Genomic DNA, 19,463 nt, shown 5'->3' with positions numbered 1-19,463 from the left:
CCCCTATTTACATTCTCTTGGACGAAATTTATTTCATGGATGTTTCATGATATCTAATTTTAAAAGGATTCATCAAAATGAAACATTTAAGCCAAAAGACAGAACGGCCAACGAAAACATCGATTTACCATTTCCATATTTACCCAGATTAGCAGTCTCCGGATCAAAACCGACAGGAAGCTTGGTTAATGTCAGTACATTCTCTGCCGAACAATAAATCCTGGACTTTTGTAACCCCACTTTCTTTAGAACCGTCTGAGGTATCGAATACCCCAACTGCAAATTTTTAAGTCTCAGATAAGCACCATTTTGCAGATATCTGGTCTGTATTTGCTGGTTCTTTTTATAAAGACTGGACTGGCTGTATGGCCGGGGATAATACGCATCCGTATTTACTCCTAATCCTGAATAAGTACTTTCTTCCGCATCCCGGTAATAATCCAGATGATGCGGGAACAGGGTCGTTTGATTCCAGTTATTAAATCCCCAGAACATATTACCGGTCAACCACAAATCTCTTTTCGCCGTACCCTGGAAAAATGCCATAAAATCAAATCCTTTATAATCAGCAGATAATGTTATTCCAAACTGGTACCGGGGAGTATTATTACCTATTATCCGTAAATCACCATGATCGGAAACCGTATTCTTACCGTTATTTATCAAACCGTCATTATTCAGATCCCGATACATAACATCTCCGGTACGCCATACCTGGGCATTAATGAAATTCTGCGATTTACTTTGATTAATCCGATCCGCATCTTCCTGCGTCCGGATTAAACCAACAGTTTCATATCCCCATATTTCTCCAATTGTTTTTCCTTCATAATCAGTCGTCAGTATTCCGGTCGGATTATTATACTTGGTAACAACACTCTTATAATCAAACAACATGGCAGTGACCGAGTAAGAAAAGTCATTACTTACCTTATCCCTCCAGGTAAAAGACAAATCCCAGCCCCTCGTTCTCAGTTCAGAGTTATTCTCTTTAGGTATATCAGCACCTAACACGGCAGGCAGAGCTTGAGCCGGTCCAAGCCGGTTAAAGGTCAGACGTTGATAATAATCGGCAGTTATCTGCAACCTGTTATTAAAGAATCCCAGATCAGCACCTACATCCACCGTCTTTGATGACTCCCAGGTCAGCACAGGATTAATCAGATTCGGAGCAGTCGTATAAGCAGGACGTTTGCCGTTTAAAATCCATTCCAGATTCATCTCCGTACCCAGCAAAGGCAGATCCTGGTAAGCATCTACATTCTGATTACCCAAACTGCCCCATGAAGTTCTTAACTTTAGTGTATTTACATAAGGAGAAACTGGTTCCCAGAACTTTTCATGGGAAATATTCCATCCCAAAGAAAAAGAAGGGAATAACCCCCACCGATGGTCTTTCGTGAATTTGGAAGTTCCATCATAACGGGCATTCACTTCCAACAGATATTTCCCCATATAATCATAATTCAGACGGGCAAAATAACCCTGAGTAGACCAGTGCGTCAGATCATCAGTTGTCTGCATTTCACCCGTAGCGGTAGAAATAGACGGAACCTCCGGCGTTATAAGTTCTTTTTTCAATCCGCTCAGATAATCATAAGAGTTCGACTCTTGCTGAAATCCCAACATTGCCGTGAAGTGATGTTTATCCTTCAAGTCAAATTTATAAGAAGTATAGACATTCAATGAATTATACATCGTATGGGACTTATACTTATTCACATACGAAGGAACTGTTGTCGGAATAGCCGACAAAGAACCATCCACCAGATCTTCATAAGCGGTAAGATTATTGGAAGTGAAGCTGGTATAAGGAAAATCTATTGAATAGTCCGCGCTGATCGTCCAATTCTTCAAAGGGGTAATATCCGTAGCAAAACGTTGCAGTATACCTCTTGTTATTGTCTTATCCGATCCGGCTTCGATCATCGGTATTCTTGACAAACGGGAATAATAACCGTTCGGTGATTTCAAGAACTGGTTAGGCTGCGTACGGAATATCTGGTGGATCATCATGTCATAATCGCCTTCGTCATCATAGTTCGGATTCTCCCGTGTAGACTGGACCACGCGTGTATTGGATGATAATTTCCACCATTTGGTTAAACTCAAATCCAGTTTCGCATTGAAGTTAATCCGCCGATATGTATCTTTTCCGAAATTAAGAATACCTTTTTCATAAGCATGCCCGGCAGAAAGGTAGAAAGCCAGATCTTTACCACCTCCTTTAATCGACACATTCTCCTGATTACGGACACCGGAACCGAAATGCACATCAATCCAGTCATTATTGCCATTTGCCAACAAATAAGTAGCCCATTGATTAGAGTTTGTTGCGTCAGGAACAGTTTCCGGTAGTGACGGATTATTAATGTAAGCTATAATACGGTCTATCGTTTCTTCGGCAAACAACCGGGATTCTCCCTGATTATCATGAAACTCATTCATTGCCCGTACGAAAGTATAGGAATCGACCATCCGCGGTTTACGGATCGGCTTTGTAAAGGCAACATTCGCTGAGAAATCAACCTGTATTTTCTCTTCACGCTTTCCTGATTTCGTCGTTATAATAACTACACCATAAGGAGCCCGGGCCCCATAGATGGCAGAAGCCGCAGCATCTTTCAATACAGATATATTTTCGATATCATTGGGATCGATCATATTCAGATCCCCCACCGTCCCGTCGATAAGCACATAAGGTTCTCCCTGACCACGAATCTGCAAATTCAATTTTGCCCCCGGTTCTGAACCCGAATTCCCATAAGAGAAATTCACACCGGAAACCGTACCCTGCATCACTTGTGACACATTCGTTGACGGACGGTTTTTCAATCGATCTCCATCCACCACTTCAATAGCGCCGGTCAGGTTCACTTTTTTCTGTGTACCATAACCTACTACAACCACCTCCTCCAGTTTTTCGTTGTCTTCATGCATCACCAGCATGATCGATTCCTGCGCTTTCATCTCTATCGGCTGGTAGCCTATATATGAAAATCTCAATATGGCAGAAGAAGGAACATCTTCCATGGAAAAGTTTCCGTCGACATCCGTAATGACTCCCTGATTAGATCCTTTAATTACTACATTTACTCCAATCAGAGGGAAACCGGTATCGTCCTTTATATTCCCGGAAACAGTAATTCCTTTTTGCTGCTGGAGGACTGCGACACTTTTAACACCTGGAGTTTGCGGTGCATCCTCCTTCTTGACAACTATCTGCCGCCCTTTTACAACATAAGTGAGTCCCGTACCTCTAAATACGTCTTTCAGAATATCTTTAATCGGCTGATCTTTGATATTCACATTCACTTTATGACTTAAATCGATTTTGGAAGCATGATAGATAAATACATAATCACTGTGATTTTCAATAAATGTAAATACATCTTCCAACGTTTTATCCTGCATGTTGATGCTCAACTTCTCATGCTGGGCAGAGATAGGTAAAGCTGATAAATGGTTAACAGAAATAGAAATAAAACATGCTGATAAACAAAAACATTTAAAATAATTAGTCATTTTCAGACCAATCGTCTTCATTTTTTTCATACCTTTGTTTATTAATTCTTTAAGTGAGTTTTAATTTTAGAGAATTTTCCAGATCGGGTAATACGGCTAATATTATCCGATCTTTTTTGTTTTTCAATTCGATATACCCATAGGCTGTCTTATTTAATTAATAATTTTATTTGTCATTTCAATGATAAATGGAAACCACCCGAACTGTCACAAACAAATTTCACAGAAACCGATTCTTCAATAACATCAAGTACAGAATTTATATCCCCCCGCAAATCAAGCTTACCGGAAATAGGAATATCCGCAACCTGTTCGTCATATCTGATATTTACTCCATAATATCGTGCGACACGATTTAAAACATCTCCCGTACGGTCATTCTTCAAGTACATCAAGTTATCTTTCCAACATATATATTTAAAAACATTAACTTTTTCTGTCGATGTTTTTCCATCTGTAATACTGACCCGCTGATCTGGTGACATCATAACCTTTTCTTTAGTGTTTGTCTCCACTTCAACACATCCCTTCACCAATACCACCGATGCCGATTTATCTTCTTTGTATGCCGTAACATTGAATACGGTTCCCAATACTTTAACATCGAATTTTCCTGTTTTCACAATAAAAGGACGTTTTGGGTCGCGTGCCACATCAAGATAAACCTCACCTTCCACTGCTATCTCCCTCTTTTTCTTATCGAATACGGCGGGGTATATGACATGGCTGCCTGCATTCACATATATCTTGGTTCCGTCTTCAAAAGTAATGTTCATACGTCTTCCTTTGGGAACAATGATATGGTTCAGTTCTTTTTCATTTTTAGCGGCATCGACATTCCTCACAGACTGAACTTGTTGTTTATTAATAGAAACTTTCCCATTCGAATCATAGTTAAGAACAGACTCATCCTCCAACTTCAAATGATTACTGGAAGTAATCAAAGATATTTCCGTCGTACTGTCTGCCAGCATGCTACTTTCATGTAATGCAGCAACCAGAGAAGATTCGGAAGGTATAAGATATAATGTAGAGAAAACGGCAGCTCCTAAAACCAGCATAGCGGCCACAGAAGTCCACACAAGACGGTATCTCGTTTTCTTTATTTTCTCCTGTTCTGACGCCTGTAGTATTTGTTCTACAGCATTCCACGAGTCATCTATTTCTTTCCGGCTGACCTGCTCTATTTTCTTCATCAGGCCGACCGACCGTCTGGCCTTTCTGAAAAAATAATTATTTGATATGTTATCTTTCCTATACACGTTTCTATTGTATTTACACTATTAAAACGATAGGATAGAGAGATCGTACTCAACGAAAATAAGAAATTATCACTTTTGCGAAAAAAAGTTTTTCAGGGAAGTTTACTTGGCTAGTTCGACATGAAACCATTTGAAATTTTCAGCCAGATGAGAAAAAACATCCAGTTCCTCTTCTTTACAGTCTGCCTGACCCTTATAATCTTTCAGTTTAATGAAAAACAACTCTTTCAGTTTTAACAAAGAGCGGCAAAGCAAATTCTTACTCGACTGGTAGTTTATATTCAGAATATCAGCAATGTCCGAATGACTGGCACCTAACATATAATAAAGGTAAAGAATTTCCTGCTGCCGTGGTGAAAGTTCAAGAAAAGCTAACCGCATAATTATAAAGTCATCAGACGACTCATCTTCCGGAGGATAAGGAATCAGGCTCTTATCGAAAGATAAAAGATCATCTATGCAAGGAAGAAACATATCTGAACGGGAATTTTCATATTTCAGGTCATCATAAAGTCTGTTGCGAAAAGCCAGAAGCAGGTAGCCTTTAACAGATTGGGTGGCAGATAATTTATGATAATTCTGTATTAACTTGGCAAAAAAGTTCTGGATACAGTCTTTTACAAGTTCTTTATTTGCACAAAATTTACATCCATAGTTATATAATAGAGGATAGTATCGCCTGTACAACTCAGCAAAAGCCTTCCGGTCTCCATTCAGACAGGAATCCCATATTTTTATATCTGATAGCTGAGTCATAATTAAATTAGATTATTATAAGAAACAAATGTAGGTATTTATTTCCGAACCAATATTTCAAAATAATTACAAAATTAATTATTTCTACACATATAACATGACAAATCTTTTATCAAATTGTCAGACTGATGCTTCTCCTCCTTCTTATAATTATCATATTAAACATAAATCACATCAAGTTTCCAGACAAAATTCTAGTTCACTCAAAAGCTTATTTGTTAAATTACACCAATTTCAAACCCAGATGCATCTTTTTAATGCCTTTGCTCATCTTCTTTTCATACAAATACAAAAAATCTGTCAGGCTGATAGGGGTTTTTGAAATATTTCAGTCTTACAGGTGGAATTTAAAAGAAAAAAGAAATGAAATACATACTATTCATTACTATGGATCTGGCAGTATATCCTTTTCTGCTACTAATTTATATAGTAAAATGCATCTTTGATAAGATACAACCAGTTCACTGATTTTCAATACAAACAAAAATCAGCCCAAAGGGACATTTCAATATCCTTTTGAGCTGAATTATATGATTAGGATCGGGAAGTCTTATTTAAAAACCTTTTTAACTGCTTCCAGAAATCCATATTTAAATTCTGTATCCGGTTCCAGATAACTACCTTCTCCCCATTCGTTCCAGGCATTAATCGTTACTAAAGGAGTCTGATCCGGATGTTTATCTATAAACTCTTTTGCTTTATACAGGAATTTCTCAAATTTTTGAGGTGTAACATTTGATACAGCAGGCTGAGGATCACCCGGAAAACGAGGATTATTGTCCCAATCGATAGAAACATGCGGAAAATAAGGGATAGAGAAACTTTCACTGAATTCTTTATATTTGGAAACAGCTTTTTCTCCCCACGAAGCATAATCCTGATTAGCCGGAACAAAATGACACCATTGATAATTAGTCAAACTATTAAATCCTAAATATTTGACTGTATTATCCTGTGTTTCCGATTTATCACCCGGAACTGCAGACAGCGTTGAAGGAAGAGCCCCCCACAAAATGGCTTGCAGATGTACTCCTTTTAAACCCGCCTTTACACATTTTACCCTAAAATGGTCCAATGCCTTTTTAGCCTCTTCCATTCCTCCCAAACCATTGATGAATGTTCCTAGTTCATAAATAGCAAAAACAGGTTTTCCATCTATTCTGTAATAATTAGGCTTCATGAAATAGTCTTTGATAACATGATCGGTAAAACGATCAAAAATATCAAAATCCACCTCTCCTTTCCAGAACACCTTACTTTTATCCGGTTCTTTGGGATCTAAATAAGTGGTATGCGTATGATTAGCCCACATTAAATAAAAATTCATTTTTTCATTATTCCGGGCTTTCAGAAAACCATCGTTCAACGTTCTCTCCAAAAAAGGTTTATCATCATACCAATACCAATCAAAGATAAATGTATTAACACCATATTCCAGAGCCGTATCGATTACTTTCTCCTGAACCTTCGGATCAGCCTCATCCAAATATCCCCACAAAGGAACCCTGGGTTGTCGATGTCCCTCAAATTTAGGTTTAGCTTTATAGATCGCTTCCCATTCTCCCTTTCCATCAGGAAAAACATTCATCTCCTTAAAACGAGGATCGTCCTGATAAGCCGGCCAAATATAAGCTGCAACATCATACTTTGACTCATTCTGCTGGGAAAACACATAAGAACTCAACAAAAGCAACACACTCAGTATATAATAATATCTCATATATTTTATCTTAATTGAAAATGATCATTTTATTTTTCATCCACAAATACATGTTTAACAGCCTCCAAGTAACCATATCCAAATACATTACAAGGCATCAGATAACTGGTCTCCGTCCATTCATTCCAACTATTTATTGTTATCAGCGGTTTCTGCTTCGGATGCCGATCAACAAAAGATTTTGCTTTGCGAAGCGCTTTTTCAAAGTTCTCAGGTGTATTATTCTTCACTACTGCACTAACACCTGTACGGGGACTATTATCCCATCCCACACTTATATGAGGATAGTAAGTGAAATCATATGAAGAATCAATGCGTTCCCATTCTTTTTCAACAGCATCCATAATGACATTATAATCTTCATTTACATTTGTAAAATGAGCAAACTGATAATGAGTTCCGCTGGTGAATCCTAATTTCTTTACAAATGAATTTTCCGGATTCGTTGTTTTCCCGGCATCGAACCCACTATAATTCATATTTATGGACCACATAGTTATCTGCAACTCAAGCCCTGGGAACCCTGCCTTCTTCGTTTCCTTCTTGAACCATTCCAAAGCATCAGCTGTTTCTTCGATTCCCCCCAAACCTGCTATCAACTGTGGTATATCGTAAATCATAAAAACAGGTTTTCCGTCTATCTTATAATATTGAGGATGTTTGAAATATTTCTCGATATTACGTTTGCAAATCTTTTCAAACTCCTGGCGATCCACCTTGCCGGTCCAGATCACATTATCTTCTTTGACTCTAGCCAAACGGGTATCCCAGACATTCACCACATCATGGTTTGCCCACATCAGATAGAACTGCATTTTATCCACATTATCAGCTTTCAGGAAACCATTATCCAACGTTGTCTCCATAAACGGACGGCCATCAAACCAATACCAGTCAAAAATAAAAACATTTACACCATGCTTTGTTGCCTGTTCTATTTCCATCGACATAACCGAAGGATCTGCTTCATTAATATACCCCCACAGAGGTTTGCGGTCCCAATAATGTCCGGGATTTCTCTTTTGCATCGTCATAACAGTTTCCCACTCACCTATCCCTATCGGCCAAAACGGACGTAAACGCGGATCGTCAGAAGCATACGCCGGATAAAGGAATGCAGCTATATCATACTTCTGCTTCTTTCCTTGTCCAAACAAAAGGATCGAGCAACATAAAAACACAAATAATAAACACAATCGATTTTTCATATTTTCTACATTTTATAAAAACACATATTTTTCATGAGAATAGCCAAATTTAAAGAAAATCGGCTATTCTCTTCTCTTACTCTATTTATATCCCGGATTTTCTACCATATTAGGATTACTGGATGTCCTGCTCAAAGTTATAGGCAAATAATAATTTTCCTCTTTAAACAATGGCGCAGAAACACTTCCGTCAATATTGTCCAGAATTTCCAACTTATATTTTTTCTCATCATCCGTGTAGCTGGAATAGTCCAAAATATATCGAAGACCTGAAAAACTTCTTGATAATTCTGTTGTTGCTGTTCTCCAACGTCTGACATCCCAATACCGATGTCCTTCAAATGCCAGTTCCACTTTTCTTTCATGACGTATCTTATCCTGGCTGATTTCTTTTAGCGGGGCAATACCGGCGCGTTCCCGTATTTGATTGATTGCATCCAATGCTTCGCCTTTCTTACCTAATTCATAAGCGGCCTCTGCTAAATTCAGTAAGGTTTCCGCATACCGGAACAATAAGAAATCCTGAGAAGAAGTAGCCCATGCAGACTCAGTTCCTGCCATATTATCATGAGATTCATCCAAATATTTCATTACCCCGAAACAAGTTCCTTCCAGATCCTGATCACCAGTACATAACACTCCATCGTAAGAATCTTTCGTCATAATTGTTCCATCAGGTAAAAGTAATCCATTGTGATAATCCACATAGCTACCTTTCCATGGAGTTTCCTGTGTATATATCGTTGCGAAGAAACGAGGATCCTTTTTCCCCCACAACTTATCCATAGTCCACAGGCCATTCTCTACTTCTGAACGGTTCAGTTTTCCGGAAGTTCCATCTATATGTTCAAACTCTTCTACCAACTCCAGATAAGGGCCGTCCAAGTTACCCCTGTTCCAACCCTGGGGGCGAGGGCACTGAAAGAAATCGACTGCCCATCCATTTCCTCCGGTGATCAAGCCATTGGAACTATCATGTCTTTTAGCAAAGATAACCTCACTATTATTTTTAACTAAAAATATATTTTTAAAATTTGTTACTTTATCCGCATCCTGATTATATAAAGCAAACTTCCCGCTATTTATGATCTCCTTGGAAGCCTCATAAGATATCTGATAAAAATCCTTAGCTTTTTCTGCTGGGATTCCCACAACTCCATCCAATTGCACCTTACCGAACTGTGCAATACTTGCAGCGTATAAAGCAGCCCGCGACTTCAAAGCCAAAGCAGCATATTTCGTTGCACGTCCCAGGTTTCCGCTTCCGGCTTCTTCCGACAACTCATTAGCGATTTCACTTGTTTCAGATATAATAAAATTATAGACAGCTTCTTCCGTATCCCGTTTAGGATATAATTCTTCCTCAGGATCAGTCAACTGTTGTGCTTTCAGGATCAAAGGAATACCGCCATAACGCTTTACCATGGCAAAATAAGAAAAAGCTCTCAAAAAACGAGCCTCTGCCACTCGAGTACCTTTAAGTTCCTGATTTAACGGAGATTCAGGGACTTTTTCTATAAATTCATTGATCTTACGGATAGGATCATATCCCCACCAGTCCAACAAACCACCATCTATTTTTAGTCCGCCAAACTTATAATTATATCCGGTCATAGCTTCTCCCCAATCTCTCCATTGAGACAAGCATTCATCAGACACATGATTCACAACAAATGCAGGAAAATAACCATCACCTTGCCAACCATTACCGCCACTTTCATTGCCAAAATAAGACATATGAAAATAACATTGAACCAAATAAGCTTCAATCAAAGCTTCATCATTCCATACAGCTTCATCAGAGATGATATCTAACGGGGTTTTGTCCAGAACGTCTGAACAGGAAACAAGAGATGAAGCAATTATCATTAATGACAAAAATATTTTTTTCATACGATTAGACTTTTTATTAGAATGACAAATTAAGACCTACAGAAAGAGTTTTTTGTTGAGGATAGTAGTATCCGCCTTGTCCGGAAGGAGCCTCCGGGTCAATATGATATTTTCCTAACTTATCGAATGTCAGCAAATTGGTACCTGCGAAATACACTCTGCATTGCTTAATAAATAATTTTGTACAAAGCTCTTTTGGCAAATTATATCCGATAGCCAACGATTTCAGACGCAAATAACCCGCTTTTTTATAAAAATAATCAGACGTATACCCATTGGTAGCAGCACCTCCCAAACGGGGATAAAGAGCATCCGATACATTATTTTGCTCACACCAACGAAGATCATACAGCTCCTGTGGGAAGGTCAATGTATTATGCCACAATGTAATATTGCTGTTATATCCGAAAGCCCCCTGGAAAAGAGCAGCAAAATCAAAATCTTTATATTTCAGATCGACATTCAGTCCGTACATCCAGTGAGGCATAGTTCCTTTACCTATCTCAACCTGGTCTTTCCAATCCAACACTTTATCTCCATTTACATCCACATACCGAATATCGCCTGGTCGCAAAGATGTATTTTGCTTATTATCCTGATCAAAACCCAAATTATCAATTTCTTCCTGAGAAGTGAACAATCCGTCTGATACATATCCGAATTGTCTATCTATCCATTGTCCGGACTTCTGATTTATCCTTTTCTGGTCAGGATCTGTATACATCTGTTCTTCATAATGATCCCATTTTGCTCTGGACCACGAAATATTACCACTAATATTATAACTGAAATTTTTAAAGTTTTTTGAACTACCGACAATAAGTTCAAACCCTCTGTCTGTCATACTATTAATATTCTCATCCGGAAAACTTGCACCAAATGTAGGAGATAAACTCATAGAACGTTTAGCCGGGATACCCGATCTCTTCCGGTAGAAGACATCACCTTCCCCATAAATTAATTGATTCAGGAATGAATAATTCAAACCGACATTCCATATTTCAAATTTCTCCCAGGACAAAATAGGATTAGCTAATCCTGTCGTCACAATACCGGACATACTTTTATCTCCCAACAGATAATACCCATTTAATTTATAACCGGATAAATATTGGAAGTTACCCACAGCATCATTACCTGAACGTCCGTAACTTGCTCTAACCTTCAAATCATCCAATACAGATTTGGTATTTTCCATAAAAGATTCCTCTGTGATTCTCCATCCTAATGAAGCACTCGGAAAAAAGCCCCATCTGTGTCCGGGAGCAAATTTAGCCGAGGCATCCGCTCTTAATGTTGTTTCCAACAAATATTTATTCTTATAGGAATAATTGAATCTTCCGACAAAACTCTTACGTCCCATCTCCGATGAAGCTCCGTCATTTTTCATTGTTTCTGTATTACCGACAAATAATTCCTCTATAGAAGGAGTCAGCAAATCTTCCCTGCTGGCAGACATCCAGTTGCCGGAGTAATCAATCGCCTCATACAGAGCCAAAACAGACAGGGTATGATCTTCTGCCAACGTATTATCATAATTAACAGAAAATTGTCTGGTCAGCATTTTACTTCGATCATCCCGTTGCGATAATTGAGCCGAATTTCCCAATCCACCTGCACTGATATATGTGTCACTCGCCACATCATATCTATAAAAGGAAGATGGTCTGTTAAATCTCTTTTGGAATTTAATATCATCATAATAATTAACAAAAAATTTAGCAGAAAGTCCTTTTACCCATTTTATACTATATTTTAAAGCGATTGTACCGGTTAAAGTTAGCTTTTCATCTTTTGTATATCCGGATAAATCGGTATTAGACGTAACATGTGCCCCCCCTGTTCCCTTTCCATCGGCATAAGAGATTCTCGTCGGATCAGGCAAATGAGCCGGATAAATAGGCAACGTATTCCAAAAGTCCTGCCAAACTGTATTTTCCCCTGCAGACTGTCCACGGACTGTTGTCATATTATCAGACTTTATGAAAGACAAGTCCAACTGCAATGATAACTGATCCGTGATATTGGCATCGATATTCGATTGTAAATTATAACGCTTATAATCCCCTCCATTATTTTTCCAGATAGATTCCTGATCTAAATACCCCAAAAAGCCGTAATACTTAATCTTCTCACTACCTCCGCGTACCGATATATTATGCTGGTTCAATGGAGACCAGTTTCTGATCAATTCGCTATACCAATCGGTATTTACATACTGCGGATCTGTTCCGTCATAAAACTTCTGTATTTGTTCTTCCGTATAGGGAGCGGTCGACTCCGGTTTACCGGACTGAAGCCATTCTTCCCGTTTCAAAGTCGCATAATCTCCCGAAGAAACAGGTTTAGGCATAGTAGTAATACCTTGAAAAGTAATGGATGAATTAATAGCAATAGTCGGTTTTTGGACAACTCCTCTCTTTGTTGTTACCAAAACAACGCCATTACCGGCACGAGCTCCATAAATTGAGGCGGAACCATCTTTCAGTATACTGATAGACTCAATCTGGTTCGGGTCAACCCGGTTAAAATCAGTTTCTATTCCATCTACAATCCAAATAGCATTATCCGCAAATCCACGCACCTTTATAGTGGCCTGGTCCGCCCCTGGTTGTCCGCTTGTCTGCTGAGACACCAACCCTGGCAATCTACCACCTAAACTATTTATAGTACTGGAAACCGGAGCCACTGTCATTTCTTCACTTTTAACCGTAGCAATAGAACCTGTCAAGTTTCCTTTTTTCTGTGTACCATATCCGACAACGACTACTTCATCCAATGTTTTGGTATCTTCTTTTAACGTGATAGCCAATGCCTGTTCATTACCGATTTTCTGTTCATAAGAAAGATAACCGATATAAGACACTTCCAACAGATCGCCTTTTTCTACATTCAATGAAAATTTTCCGTTTATATCTGTAACAGCTCCATTTGTCGTTCCTTTTACCATTACATTGGCTCCAATAATAGGTATACCGGCTGCATCGACAACTGTCCCTGTAATTTTATTCCCTTTTTGGGAAATAACAGGATTTGATGATTTTACAGATAATACAATACGGTTCTCTACTACTGAATAACCGACATTGGTCCCGGAAAAAACGGCATCCAGTATTTTAAATATATCAGCATCGTCGACAGATACCGATACTTTACGATTCAAATCGACATGACGATTGTTATAAAAAAAAGAAAAATTACTTTTCGCTTCTATCTGTTCCAACACTTCCTGCACTGTTTGATTTTTCGTTTCCAAACTTATCCGGGCAGTTTGTGCATAGCTACCAGAGGCATGTAATAAGCTAATTGAACTTAGCATAAAGACAAAAAACAGTTTCATAACCAATGGAATCTTTTTTAAGGTTAACCCAAGTGACATTGTCACCCACCGAAATTGGGTAATAGATAATTTTTGCATAACTTTGTGTACTTTTTTAAGGAAAAAATGATTTGATACGAACCTGTCGCCAAACAGGTTTCTTTCAGTTAACTCATTTCATTCGGATAAATACGCCAATATTTATCCGAATGTTTTTGTTTCAGGAGGTCCGTTTGCCATACGCTTTCATTTTTAATAGATTTCTACTTTACTTTTTCTATCCAATTTGTTTTCCGACGGAATATAACGCCACTTAATTCCGGAAGAAGCATTGAATATGTCTAATATCTGTTCCAATCGATGATTGGTAAATGATCCGGTAAAAAAATCTTTTACATATTTATTATTTGACACTACAAAATCCACATTAAACCTCTTTGTCAACATACGCAATGCTTCTTCAAAAGGAGTCTTCTTGAAAATAATCATTCCATCCTTCCAGGATATCTCAGCTTCCCCGCTTGTCTGATATATATCCGACCGATTCGTCTGGATATTATAAACCAATTTTTCACCCGGCTTTATATCCACCTGTCCGGACTTGGAAATGAATGCGACTTTCCCGCTTATCAATGTAGTCGAGACAATAGAATCCCATCTAAAAGCTTCCATATTAAAAGAAGTTCCCCACACTTCCACGCTGGCATTGTGAGGAGTGGTTACAACAAACCGCTTTTCCGGATTCTTTACGACCTCAAAGAAAGCTTCACCTTCCAAGCGGACCGAACGGAATTCCCCTTCGAAACTCTCCGGATATACCAGTGAAGACTCGGAATTCAAATTAACCTTTGTACCATCCGGTAATGTCAGGCTGGTCGTCATACCCGGATTTGTCCGGACTTCCAACATACGGATATCCTGTTTTTCAGGAATAAGTACTTGCAACAGATAAGCAACCAGCAACGGGATGAATAATATGGCAGCCACCCGCTGCCCCCATATAAACAACGCCTTTAGTTGGCTTCTGAAAATACGGTTGTCTACTTTGGATAAAGCATTGTCCGTATTTACCCGATCCATGACAGAGATAGTATCCGATGCCAAATAGATCAGTTGTATCTGCCGGGCTATTTTATAATGCTCTTCAGATTGACGGATCCATTTTTCAACTTTCTCCCTTTCCTCCGCAGACACATTGCCTTCACAATAACGGGGAAGAAGTTCCTCTACAATATCTATATTCTTTTCGCTCATTAAAATCACCTTTTATTATTATGACAGGTGGGATCGGATGAGTTCCTAAACAGAAATCGACTTTTTTCAAAAAAAATTATGATATTTGCTCTTAGATAAGAAAAACATATGAAAGGGAGTATACATAACGAACAATACCAGAATGAGAATTTTCTTTTGTCAGCATTACGTCAGTCAGACAGAGAAGCATATACCTTCTTGTTTCGGAAATATTATCCGATGTTGTGCGCATATTGCCACAAGTTTATTTCATTAGAAGATTCTGAGGAGATTGTCCAGGATGTTCTGTTCTGGTTATGGGAATCCCGCAAAGAGCTGGTTATCGAAAAATCACTCAGCCAATATCTGTTTAAAATAATATATAATAGAGCAATTAACAAAATAGCCAGTCTACAAGCAAAAAGTAAAGCCGACACCGTCTTCTTCGAGCAGATGCAGGAAATGTTACAGGATACCGATTATTACCAGATTACAGAACTAAGGGAATTGCTCAAAAAAGCTATAAATAAATTGCCGGACAGCTACCGCCAGGCATTTGTCATGCACAGGTTCCAGCACATGAGTTACAAGGATATAGCTGAACAGGCAGGAGTCTCGAGCAAAACCATAGATTATCGGATACAGCAGGCTTTAAAGATTTTACGCAAAGAATTAAAAGATTATCTGCCCCTCCTGTATTTTATTCATCTGGTTTAACAGAAAAAATATATATTATTCTTTATCTTGACACATTAATCATTTATGATGAAATAGAATGAAATTATTTATCCAATTGTTTATCTTGCTGTTGTCACTCGGTATACTGTATCCGGCAAATGCTACCGAAGCCGATAAAGCACCTACTATCACATTGAATATCAGCAATCTCCCTCTACCTGATGTTCTTGTGATAATCGAAAAGCAATCGGAGATGTCCTTTTCTTACGAATCTTCGGTTATCAAAGATATTCCGAAAGTAACATTGCAGGTAAATCAAGTTCCGTTGCGTACCTGTCTTGATATGCTTTTCAGGGATCTCTCCGTCACCTATACTATAAAAGGAAAATTTATTATCTTACGAAGAAAAAGCAATCTCGTTACGATCAGCGGCTTTATCCGCGATCAATATACAACCGAATACCTTATCGGTGCTTCCGTCTACAATCCCAAAACCCAGGAAGGGACAGCAACCAATAACCATGGTTTTTTCAGTCTGACCGTACAACAAGGTGATATCCAGCTGGAAACATCTTATATTGGTTACCAGCGCTTCGCATATCATTTGAATGATCTGAAAAAAGATACGGTCATGGAAATACTGCTCAAAAGCGGTAAAGAACTTCAGGAAATAGTCGTTACCGGAACAAATGCTTCACAAAATCCGGTATACACTCCCCAAATGGGGACATTGAAGATTTCACAGAAAACAGTAAAATCAATCCCAACCCTTCTCGGAGAATCGGATGTGATCAAGACTTTGCAGACACAGCCGGGTGTTTCGGCAGGAACGGAAGGTTTGGCTGGTATGTACGTCCGGGGTGGCAATGGCGATGAGAACCTCTATATGATAGACGGCATTCCCCTTTACCAGGTAAACCACCTGGGAGGACTCTTTTCCGCTTTTAATGCCGAGGCTCTGAAAGATGTCGATTTTTACAAATCGGCTTTTCCCGCCCGTTACGGAGGAAGACTTTCAAGCGTAGTCGACGTACATACCAAAGATGGAAATATGAAAGAATATCATGGCAGCGCCATGCTGGGCCTCACTTCCGGAAACATTAATTTTGAAGGTCCGCTCATCAAAGATAAAACATCATTCAATGCATCCCTGCGCCGCTCCTGGTTCGATGTGCTGACAGCTCCGGCACTTGCCATCTGGAACAGGATAGAGAAAAAGGATGGAAAAAAACGAACGGGCAGATATGCGTTCACCGACATCAACATGAAGGTAAACCATCACTTCAATGACCGCAGCCAAGGATATGTCAACCTTTATTTCGGACAAGATTTTCTAAAAGGAGGAAGTACCGATTATAAAACGAGTGATGATAATCTCTACTACGAATCGAAAGATATCGGGAAATTACGCTGGGGAAATACCGTTGCCTCCGCCGGATGGTCTTATGTGATGAATCATAAAATGTTCAGTAATATTTCGGCTTATTACACACGTTATAATTCCTCCATAAGAAGAATAGAGGAAAACCAGACAGGTAAAAAAGACGATGAGGAGTATAAAAAAAGTAAAAGAAATACATCGACTGAAAATGGTATCAACGACCTGGGTTTCCGAATGAATTTCGACTATTTGCCCGCTCCTGCCCATCATGTCCGTTTCGGTAGCAATTACATCTATCATCATTTCCGCCCGGAATATACCCAAAATGAAGTGACCGGCGATTATGAGAAACTGGAAGTCAAAGATGTGAAAGAGACTTTATCAGCTAATGAACTGGCTGTTTATGCAGAAGATGACTGGACAGTCAATCATTTTATCCGCCTGAATGCCGGGATACGTTTCAGTCTTTACAATGTCCGTCAAAAAACGTATACTTCGCTGGAACCCCGCATATCTTCCCGCTTCCTGATCAATCCCCATCTAAGCCTGAAAGCATCCTATGCCCGGATGAGCCAGTACATTCACCAGATAAACGAAAGTTATATGAGTCTGCCGACAGATACCTGGATGCCGGTTAGTAAGAAACTCCGCCCGTTGGTCAGCGACCAAGTATCGGCCGGCACCTATTACAATCTGCACAACGACTATTCTTTCTCAGTAGAAGGTTATTATAAATGGATGAATCATATTCTCGACTATAAAGACGGATATAATTTCCTCCCGTCATTCATCGGTTGGGAAGATAAACTGGCCCAGGGCAAAGGATGGTCGTACGGGGTAGAGCTGATTGCCCGGAAAGAAACCGGACGTGTCACAGGATGGTTAGGATACGGACTGATGTGGGCAGACCGCCAGTTTGCTGAAATAAATGACGGTAAACGTTACCCTGCCAAATTCGACAACCGTCACAAACTGAATGTCGTAACAAACTGGAAACTAAGCGACAAAGTAGAATTAACCGGCAGCTGGACATTTATGACGGGAAACCGCCTTACCGCTTCTTTCGAAAATTACGAAGACCTCGGACAGGCACATTTTCCATCCGACGTAGCTCCTATTCCTCCGTTTATGAATACACCGGGAGGACTTGAATATTTCACCGAACGCAATAATTTCCGCCTGCCGGCTTATCACCGGCTTGATCTGGGTATCAATATTTATCGTCCTAAAAAGAACGGATGCATGGGTATCTGGAATATCAGTATATATAATGTATATTGCCATATGAATGCGATTACCTTAAAAAAGCGTTTCTGGTATAATTATTATTGTTATTTCGAAACGATGAGTATTCTGCCTATCATACCATCGGTTTCATACACCTATAAATTCTGAACAAGATGAAAACAAAAATACTTCTGTTATCTGTCCTGTCAGGCTTCATATCTATCCTGACTTCCTGTTACCGCGAAATTGACGTGGAGAAATATCGTACTACCCCTAAAATCGTCATTAACTGCCCTATATCCCCCGATACCGTTATCCGGGCGAGCATTACCCGCACCTATTTTTTCTCAGATCTGGACAATCTCGAACCTGAATACAATGGCTGGAACGGGCAAACAGAAATTTCAAGTATAAAATTAAGAAATGCAAAGGTTGAACTTTACATAAACGGAACTTACAAAGAAGATATGAAATGGCAGGCTTTGGATAGTGTCGAAGAGCATCAAGCACCGGATACCTTTTTCATATCGACGGTCATTCCGCAGGCCGGTGATAAAGTCAAACTAGTGGCTACCACACCCGAGTACGGATCTGCATGGGCAGAAGACGTCGTTCCTCAACGGGTTCCGATCGAAAAGATAGAGGTCAGTTGCCGGAAAGAAACCGGAGATCCTTACAGCATACAAAATAATACCCCTGGCAATATAACTTATAATAATGAATATTATGCCTTTCAGTATTACATAACCTTCAGGGACACACCGGGTAAAGCGAATTACTACCAGTTATGGGTGGAAGGAGACATTCAATATATCGACCCCATATTCAACAGTGTAAATTCCACTATCGACGGGACGTTAGGCTATGACGGCGTAGACGGACGGGGCGGTCGTGTATTTACCGACGAACTTATTGATGGAAAAGAATATACCATCCAGGTAAAAGAGCTGATACAGGCACATTATAGTGTTCAGGATTTGAAAGAAAGAAGCATTAACTTGTATGCTCTCTCCGAATCTTATTATCAATATTTGTTATCATTGGAAAAAATCAGTGCCAGCACTTTATCCGGTAGCCTGTCTAACATAGGATTGGCCGAACCGCTTCGTGTTTATACCAATGTAAATAACGGCACCGGTATCTTAGGAGCCTGCCAGCGTACTAACATAAAGATCAATCTGGGAGATTATATTCCAAAGAAAGAAGACAAATAAAAGCCATCTCCGGATATATACGGAAGCCAGTATTTCCTATTTCTTCC

Annotated in this window: 11 protein-coding genes; 3 read left to right on the top strand and 8 right to left on the bottom strand. The window is 39.3% G+C overall.

Annotated features, from left to right (window positions below; all coding sequences use genetic code 11):
- Window positions 1-72: 72 nt before the first annotated feature.
- The 8 genes from DWW91_RS23840 to DWW91_RS23805 form a co-directional block, all read right to left on the bottom strand.
- The gene (locus DWW91_RS23840) at window positions 73-3,555 is read right to left on the bottom strand and encodes a TonB-dependent receptor (protein WP_122329118.1); all 3,483 of its coding nucleotides are present in this window, start codon (window positions 3,553-3,555) and stop codon (window positions 73-75) included.
- A gap of 143 nt (window positions 3,556-3,698) precedes the next feature.
- Window positions 3,699-4,721, bottom strand: coding sequence for a FecR family protein (locus tag DWW91_RS23835; RefSeq protein WP_128134545.1), 1,023 nt, complete (start codon window positions 4,719-4,721; stop codon window positions 3,699-3,701).
- 168 nt (window positions 4,722-4,889) lie between these two features.
- Window positions 4,890-5,543, bottom strand: coding sequence for an RNA polymerase sigma factor (locus DWW91_RS23830; protein ID WP_122329116.1), 654 nt, complete (start codon window positions 5,541-5,543; stop codon window positions 4,890-4,892).
- A gap of 550 nt (window positions 5,544-6,093) precedes the next feature.
- On the bottom strand, window positions 6,094-7,263 hold the full coding sequence (locus tag DWW91_RS23825; RefSeq protein WP_122329115.1) for a glycoside hydrolase family 99-like domain-containing protein: 1,170 nt from the start codon (window positions 7,261-7,263) through the stop codon (window positions 6,094-6,096).
- Between the two features lie 29 nt (window positions 7,264-7,292).
- The gene (locus tag DWW91_RS23820; RefSeq protein WP_122329114.1) at window positions 7,293-8,471 is read right to left on the bottom strand and encodes a glycoside hydrolase family 99-like domain-containing protein; all 1,179 of its coding nucleotides are present in this window, start codon (window positions 8,469-8,471) and stop codon (window positions 7,293-7,295) included.
- An 81-nt stretch (window positions 8,472-8,552) separates the two neighbouring features.
- Window positions 8,553-10,364 (bottom strand): RagB/SusD family nutrient uptake outer membrane protein, encoded by a 1,812-nt coding sequence (locus tag DWW91_RS23815; RefSeq protein WP_122329113.1) that lies wholly within the window; start codon window positions 10,362-10,364, stop codon window positions 8,553-8,555.
- A gap of 16 nt (window positions 10,365-10,380) precedes the next feature.
- A complete protein-coding gene (locus DWW91_RS23810) occupies window positions 10,381-13,704 on the bottom strand; it encodes a TonB-dependent receptor (RefSeq protein ID WP_233567306.1) in 3,324 nt (1,107 codons plus the stop codon).
- Between the two features lie 231 nt (window positions 13,705-13,935).
- Window positions 13,936-14,937: a FecR family protein gene (locus DWW91_RS23805; protein WP_122329111.1), complete on the bottom strand. Its 1,002-nt coding sequence runs from the start codon at window positions 14,935-14,937 to the stop codon at window positions 13,936-13,938.
- Window positions 14,938-15,045: 108 nt separating this feature from the next.
- On the opposite strand from DWW91_RS23805, the gene DWW91_RS23800 reads away from it, so the two are divergent.
- Genes DWW91_RS23800 through DWW91_RS23790 form a run of 3 tightly spaced genes read left to right on the top strand, consistent with a single transcriptional unit; the run spans window position 15,046 to window position 19,416 of the window.
- Window positions 15,046-15,633 (top strand): RNA polymerase sigma-70 factor, encoded by a 588-nt coding sequence (locus DWW91_RS23800; RefSeq protein ID WP_007658343.1) that lies wholly within the window; start codon window positions 15,046-15,048, stop codon window positions 15,631-15,633.
- Window positions 15,634-15,691: 58 nt separating this feature from the next.
- Complete coding sequence (locus DWW91_RS23795) at window positions 15,692-18,370, top strand: TonB-dependent receptor domain-containing protein (RefSeq protein WP_199722626.1); 2,679 nt, start codon at window positions 15,692-15,694, stop codon at window positions 18,368-18,370.
- 5 nt (window positions 18,371-18,375) lie between these two features.
- The gene (locus tag DWW91_RS23790) at window positions 18,376-19,416 is read left to right on the top strand and encodes a DUF4249 domain-containing protein (protein ID WP_122329110.1); all 1,041 of its coding nucleotides are present in this window, start codon (window positions 18,376-18,378) and stop codon (window positions 19,414-19,416) included.
- Window positions 19,417-19,463 lie beyond the last annotated feature (47 nt).

Source organism: Parabacteroides sp. AF17-3 (assembly GCF_003635445.1).
Classification (GTDB): domain Bacteria; phylum Bacteroidota; class Bacteroidia; order Bacteroidales; family Tannerellaceae; genus Parabacteroides; species Parabacteroides goldsteinii.
This window is presented reverse-complemented; position numbering and strand designations above follow the sequence as displayed.